This window comes from Candidatus Synechococcus spongiarum SH4, assembly GCF_000586015.1.
GTDB lineage: Bacteria > Cyanobacteriota > Cyanobacteriia > PCC-6307 > Cyanobiaceae > Synechococcus_B > Synechococcus_B spongiarum_F.
Window position 1 is genome coordinate 1 of sequence record NZ_JENA01000111.1, and the last position, 5,256, is coordinate 5,256.

At 67.2% G+C, this 5,256-nt stretch carries 9 protein-coding genes; 4 read left to right on the plus strand and 5 right to left on the minus strand.

The window, feature by feature from the left end:
- The 3 genes from BG35_RS10605 to BG35_RS13670 all read left to right on the plus strand — a co-directional run.
- A partial coding sequence (locus BG35_RS10605; protein ID WP_034417430.1) for a carotenoid oxygenase family protein occupies positions 1-396 on the plus strand: 396 nt, incomplete at its 5' end.
- Complete coding sequence (locus tag BG35_RS13665) at positions 393-1,028, plus strand: FAD-binding oxidoreductase (protein ID WP_236619807.1); 636 nt, start codon at positions 393-395, stop codon at positions 1,026-1,028. The genes BG35_RS10605 and BG35_RS13665, both read left to right, overlap by 4 nt.
- Positions 941-1,831, plus strand: a complete 891-nt coding sequence (locus BG35_RS13670; protein WP_236619808.1) for an FAD-binding oxidoreductase — start codon at positions 941-943, stop codon at positions 1,829-1,831. The genes BG35_RS13665 and BG35_RS13670 overlap by 88 nt, the downstream gene beginning before the upstream one ends.
- On the opposite strand, the gene BG35_RS0106045 is transcribed toward BG35_RS13670, so the two are convergent.
- Genes BG35_RS0106045 through BG35_RS13805 form a run of 3 tightly spaced genes read right to left on the minus strand, consistent with a single transcriptional unit; the run spans position 1,818 to position 3,505 of the window.
- The gene (locus tag BG35_RS0106045) at positions 1,818-2,279 is read right to left on the minus strand and encodes a nitrate reductase associated protein (protein WP_025782125.1); all 462 of its coding nucleotides are present in this window, start codon (positions 2,277-2,279) and stop codon (positions 1,818-1,820) included. The genes BG35_RS13670 and BG35_RS0106045 overlap by 14 nt on opposite strands.
- Entirely contained in the window at positions 2,270-3,352 is a 1,083-nt protein-coding gene (locus tag BG35_RS0106050; protein WP_051506174.1) for an anthranilate phosphoribosyltransferase family protein, read from the minus strand. Before BG35_RS0106050 ends, BG35_RS0106045 begins: the two co-directional genes overlap by 10 nt.
- 24 nt (positions 3,353-3,376) lie before the next feature.
- Positions 3,377-3,505, minus strand: a complete 129-nt coding sequence (locus tag BG35_RS13805; protein ID WP_269087825.1) for a hypothetical protein — start codon at positions 3,503-3,505, stop codon at positions 3,377-3,379.
- A 199-nt stretch (positions 3,506-3,704) separates the two neighbouring features.
- On the opposite strand from BG35_RS13805, the gene BG35_RS0106055 reads away from it, so the two are divergent.
- Positions 3,705-4,130, plus strand: a complete 426-nt coding sequence (locus tag BG35_RS0106055) for a Tery_1686 family protein (RefSeq protein ID WP_025782127.1) — start codon at positions 3,705-3,707, stop codon at positions 4,128-4,130.
- Between the two features lie 34 nt (positions 4,131-4,164).
- Here the strand turns inward: BG35_RS0106055 and BG35_RS13465 are convergent, their stop codons facing one another.
- Both BG35_RS13465 and BG35_RS0106065 read right to left on the minus strand, forming a co-directional pair.
- The gene (locus BG35_RS13465; protein WP_201768414.1) at positions 4,165-4,545 is read right to left on the minus strand and encodes a GNAT family N-acetyltransferase; all 381 of its coding nucleotides are present in this window, start codon (positions 4,543-4,545) and stop codon (positions 4,165-4,167) included.
- 228 nt (positions 4,546-4,773) lie between these two features.
- On the minus strand, positions 4,774-5,256 hold a 483-nt coding region (locus tag BG35_RS0106065; protein ID WP_025782128.1), incomplete at its 5' end, for an SDR family oxidoreductase.

Genomic DNA, 5,256 nt, shown 5'->3' on the forward strand with positions numbered 1-5,256 from the left:
GGTGAACGGTGTTGCGAGTTCGCCACGGTTCACCCCCGGCGTCAGGGACGCCGCCACCGCTGTGTCTGGATGGCCGTGGCCCAGCGGGAGACGGGCAACGGGCCGCTGCAGGCCATCGAGAAACTGGACATGGACACGGGCCGGCGTTGGACATGGAGTGCGGCGCCCCGGGGATTTGTCAGTGAGCCGGTGCTGGTTCCCCACCCCCACAATGCCGCCGAGGATGCCGGCTGGATTCTCTCCCTGGTGTGGAATGGCGCCCGGCGCGCCAGTGACGTGGTGATCCTCCGCGCTGGGGACTTGCAACTGCAAGCGGTCCTGCGCTTGCCCCTGGCCGTTCCCCACGGCCTCCACGGCAGTTGGAGCCGGCGAGACATCACGCCCCCCGCACCATGAGACCCGCCAGCGCCAGTGCCGCCTTTCCCTTCCCCTCGGTGGGGCCGCGGCGCCATGATCCAGCGGCCGTGGCGGCCGTGGCCCAGGCGTTGACGCCCCTCCAGGCCGATGGTCTGCGGCTGCTGGTCAAACCCGAGGAGCGCCGCCGTCTCAGCCGTGACGCCTACGACTATTCCCCGGTTCTGACCCCCAAACTGGCGGCGGCAGAAGCGGAGTTGGTGGCGTGTCCCGTCACCGTGGAGCAGGTGGAGGCGGTAGCGGCCGCCTGCGCCCAGCGCCGTGTGCCCATCACCATGCGGGGCGCAGGCACCGGCAATTACGGCCAGGCCGTCCCCCTGCAGGGGGGTGTATTGCTCGCCATGACCGGCCTCCGGACCCTCCGTTCCGCCACCGGGGACCGCTTCACCGCCGAAGCGGGTTGCCGGCTGGTGGTCATTGACGAGGCGCTGGCGCCCCATGGGGTTGAGCAACGCCTTCTGCCCAGCACCTACCGCACGGCCACCATCGGCGGCTTTGTGGCGGGGGGCTCGGGGGGATCGGCTCCATGGGTTGGGGCTTCCTTCGGGATCCCGGCAACGTGCTGGGGATGGAGATTGTCACCGTGGAGCCCCAGCCCCGCCGCCATCAACTGATGGGCGCCGCCGCTGCGCCCCTGAACCATGCCTACGGCACCAACGGCATCATCGTGACCCTGACCATGCCCACCGCCCCGCTGCGCCGCTGGCAGGAGCTGCTGGTGGCTGTGCCCGGCCTGGAGCAGGGTCTGGACCTGGCGGATCAGTTGCGCAGGGCGGCGCTGCCCATCAAGGAACTCAGCTTGTACGACCAGCGGATTGTGGCCCTGGTGCGCCCCCTGGGGGGAGCGGCCCACAGCGGTGGTGGTCGGCTCATTGCCGTTGTGGCCATGGAGGCCATGGAGACGGTGAAGACGCACTTGAGGCGCCACAAGGCCCAATTGCTGGCGCAGCGCCCCCAGACCGTGGCGGGGTCCCTGCGGGAACTCACCTGGAACCACACCACCCTCCATGCCCGCGCCGCCGATCCCGCCTGGACCTACCTGCAACTCCTGCTGCCCCCGGAGCCCGCTGCCGTGCTACAGGCCCTGAACCGTCAGCAGGGGGATGGGATGGCCTGGCATCTGGAGGCGGTGCGGAGCGGAGGAGAAAGCCGCTGGGCCGCCTTGCCCCTGCTGCGCTGGAACGGCGCTGCCCCCCTGGCGGCGGTGATGGAGACAGCCCGGAATCTGGGCTGCACCCTTTTCAATCCCCATGTGATCACGGTGGAGGACGGGGGGGTGGGGGTGGTGGACGGGGACCAGGTGCAGGCCAAGCAGGCCTATGACCCGGCCGGGTTGCTGAACCCCGGCAAGCTGCGGGGTTGGCTGGAGCGGGAAGCGTCCGGGCAAGGTGCGGCAGGCCCCCTCATGGGAGGTTGAATTCCGCGAGGGCATGGGCCAAGTTGTGGTGATCATGGCCGGGGCGGGCAAGTTTGCACAGGGCAAAACGCTCCAGTTCACTCAGCCGCCGCCATTGGTCGCCACCCATGGCGCGCCCCATGGGTTGCAGCGCCGCGGTCACGGTCTCCGGGGGCTGTGGCCGCCGCCAGAGGGGAGCGGGGGGAATGGGCAAGGCCCCGACGGGACCATCCGCCATGGCGGCGGTGCGCTGCTTGAGATGCGTGGCCAAAGCCTGGAGAGCGTCTGGCCCGTCGAGCCAGTCCACCAACTGTTGACGCTCCCGCTGATCAAGGGCCAGCCAGTGGCGTAGTTTCAGCTTGATGCCCGCCAAGTCCAGCTTGCGGCGCACACAGAGGGGGATACAACGCCAACTGCCCATGAAGTCCGCTTCAAAGGCAAAGCAGCGGCTCGCCTCGTTTATCGACATGCCGCGTGTTGCCGTTGGGGTTCCATGCTCCCCAGCACCTGGCGGAGGCGGTCCCGCTTCCGGCGCACCTGCCCGCTGGCCAGCAACTCCGCCGCCGCCGCCAGGCAATCCGGCAAGGAACGCTCACGGTTCAGAAACCAGAGGTAGGAGCCGCTGTTCCAGACCACTGCCCGGCACAAGGGGCCACGGCCCTCCAAGGCGGCTTCCGCCATTCCGGACCAGGTCTCTTCACCGCTCCAGGCCAGATCCGCCCCGAAATAACCATGGTCGCGGGGATGGAAGATCTGACGCTCCGCCTGGCCGTCACGCACATGGGCAAGGATGCCGGCGCGGCTGGTGGGAATATCCGTGCTCCCCTCCAATCCCTTGACGGTGACAACGTTGGGCTCCCCGTATTCCGCCAGGGTCGCCCAGGCCCGGCTCTCCGTTGGGGGATGGACAAAGCCGGACACCAGCAGATGATCCCCCTTGTGGGGGGACCAGAGCAACTCCAGGCTGGCCACCGGGGGGCGCTTGCCCAGTTCGTCGCGAATTTCCACCAGTGTCTCGGCCTCGGGGAAGTGCAGGGGCTGATGGGTGAGGGCCAGGTTCTCCTGGTCAAGACAATGTTGCACGCCGGCAATGGTGAGACCGGAAAAGTCGATACCCACAGCCTGGAGCAACTCCATGGGGGTAATGCCGTATTTGATGGGCATGCGGCGCCCCCCATGGAGAATGACGGGATGTCCCCCTGCGGCCAATACCAGGGCTGTGATGGGGAACACGGGTGCGGTCCTGGTGCGGCCGTCGTAGGGCATCCCGAAGCAGATGGGCGGACGGGGGCCTTGGCTGTGGAGAGAAGGACCATGGGCGTTGTAGTGGTCCAGCATGCCTGCCAGCTCCTGGGGTTCCGGACGGCGGATGCGGTGGGCAATGAGAAAGGCCCCCATCTGGGCAGGGGTGGCGTCGCCGTTGAGCATCAGCGCCATGGCCTCCGCAGCTTCCTCCCGGGAGAGGCCGCGGCTGGTGTGTTCGCCACTGCCAATTTTGCGCAGCAGTTCCCGGAAGCGTTGCCGGCTGCTCCGAGTCACCATGACCACCCTCCCGAGACCATCATCTCAGCGCCCCCCGTTGGCGGCCATGGGGGAATGATCTCTGGCAACGTGGGGCCGACTCCCATGGTCACGCTTGCCCGTGTTGAGCAGGTCAATTCTGGACGGCGCAGTGTGTTGTTCCGAACGTGTCATTGTAACAACTTCCCCTTGCAGTCCTACTGTGTTGGATACTTTTGGATTATGCGGGGGGATCCCGGTCCGCCAAGTATCTGTTGCAACGGTTTTAGCCCCATCCCTGGCGTTGGAGCCAACAAAGCCTCCACGGGGATACGCCAACGGGGGAACTGGTCCTTATGGTTGAACCACCTCTGTGTCCTGGACTCCCGTTGCCATGAATGCCTCCCATCAGGTCACCTGTCCAGAGCTTGCCCGGACCATTGCCAGTGTGGCCACAGCCTTCCGTCAACGGTTCCCCGACGGACGGGCTGATCTCTGCCCCTGGCGGGATGACCGGCGTACCCGCCATTGGGAGGAGGCCAACTCCATTGACCTGGGCTTTCACTTCCCTGGCTGGAGCCCACGGCTGGCCTGTCGCAGTGTGCTGGTGCAACTGCAATTCAAGACGGCGCCGGGGCAGCAGGGGCAACTGCTGGGTCTGGTGCTGCGGGGCATCAGCTTCCGGGGAGAGCAATGGCGTCTCGCCACGTTGGGGCCATGGCAGCCGGAGGGGAAGGACAGGCCCACGGAGGACGTGAGCCAGGCGCTGCAGCACTTTTGCCGTGACGTTTTCAAGCTGTTCGGGGCTGTGGCCAAGTAAGAGCGCGGGCAGCGGCTTGGCATCAGTGGCTCCCCTACACGGCTTTGGGCTGGCGCCCTCTCGGCGCGGGCAACCTGTGGCGGTACACCAGGCTACCGTTGAGCAGGTGGGGCTCAGACTGGGCGCCCAGTCTCTCCATCAGGGCAATGGAGCGGATGTTGTCCAGGGAGACATAGCTCACCAGACGGGGCAGCTCCAGTGACCTGAGGGCATAGTCCCGCGCCGCCTGGGCGGCCTCCAGGGCAAGGCCCCGGCCTTCGGCCGCCTGGATGAGGGCAATCCCCAGTTCCGGATCCTGATCCCCCGGCTCAAACCCCAGCACAACCACCCCCAACGGCACGCCATCCCCCTTCCCCTCCATGATCCACGCACCATGGCCACGCCAGAGCCAGACACTGCACGTGCGTGCAATCATCCCAGGCCTCCTCCCGCGTCATGGGGCCTCCCATGAACCGCGCCCGTTGGGAGCAGGCGATCCGGGCATAGATCCGGAAGTCCGTGATGCGGGGAGCCCGCAGCCGCAGCCGTGCTGTCTCCAAAACCGGGATCCGGTCGCTGAGGCGCTGGGCCAGGGCCGCCGCCGGTCCCACGGGGGGACGTTCATGGGGGCCGGGTTTCTCGGACATGTTCACAGCCACAGCCCTCACAGCCCGGTAATGCAATAGCCCCCATCCACGTAAAGCACCTGTCCGCTGATACCGGAGGCCAGGGGGCTGGCCAGGAACGTGGCGGTGTTGCCCACCTCCTGCTGGGTCACGGTGCGGCGCAAGGGGGCCTTGGCCTCCACGTGGTGGATCATCTCCAGAATGCCCCCCACCGCGGAACTGGCCAGGGTGCGGATGGGGCCGGCGCTGATGGCGTTCACCCGCACCTGTTTCTCAGGCCCCAACTCGGCCGCCAGGTAGCGCACGGAAGCCTCCAGGGCCGCCTTGGCCAGTCCCATGACGTTGTAGTTGGGCACGGCCCGCTCGGCCCCCAGGTAGGTGAGGGTGATCACACTGGCCCCTTGGGAGAAGAGGGGCTTGGCCAGGCGGCAGAGGGAGGTGAGGGAGTAGGCGCTGATCTCCAGGGCGGTGCGGAACCCCTGGGCAGTGGTGTTGCTGAAATCCCCCGCCAGATCCGCCTT

Excerpts from the sequence above, each read along its gene's own strand:
- BG35_RS0106045 (WP_025782125.1), bottom strand. The coding sequence starts at position 2,279 with ATGTCGATAAACGAGGCGAGCCGCTGCTTTGCCTTTGAAGCGGACTTC.
- BG35_RS0106055 (WP_025782127.1), top strand. The coding sequence starts at position 3,705 with ATGAATGCCTCCCATCAGGTCACCTGTCCAGAGCTTGCCCGGACCATT.
- BG35_RS13665 (WP_236619807.1), top strand. The coding sequence starts at position 393 with ATGAGACCCGCCAGCGCCAGTGCCGCCTTTCCCTTCCCCTCGGTGGGG.
- BG35_RS13805 (WP_269087825.1), bottom strand. The coding sequence starts at position 3,505 with ATGACACGTTCGGAACAACACACTGCGCCGTCCAGAATTGACCTGCTC.
- BG35_RS13670 (WP_236619808.1), top strand. The coding sequence starts at position 941 with ATGGGTTGGGGCTTCCTTCGGGATCCCGGCAACGTGCTGGGGATGGAG.
- BG35_RS0106050 (WP_051506174.1), bottom strand. The coding sequence starts at position 3,352 with ATGGTGACTCGGAGCAGCCGGCAACGCTTCCGGGAACTGCTGCGCAAA.
- BG35_RS13465 (WP_201768414.1), bottom strand. The coding sequence starts at position 4,545 with ATGATTGCACGCACGTGCAGTGTCTGGCTCTGGCGTGGCCATGGTGCG.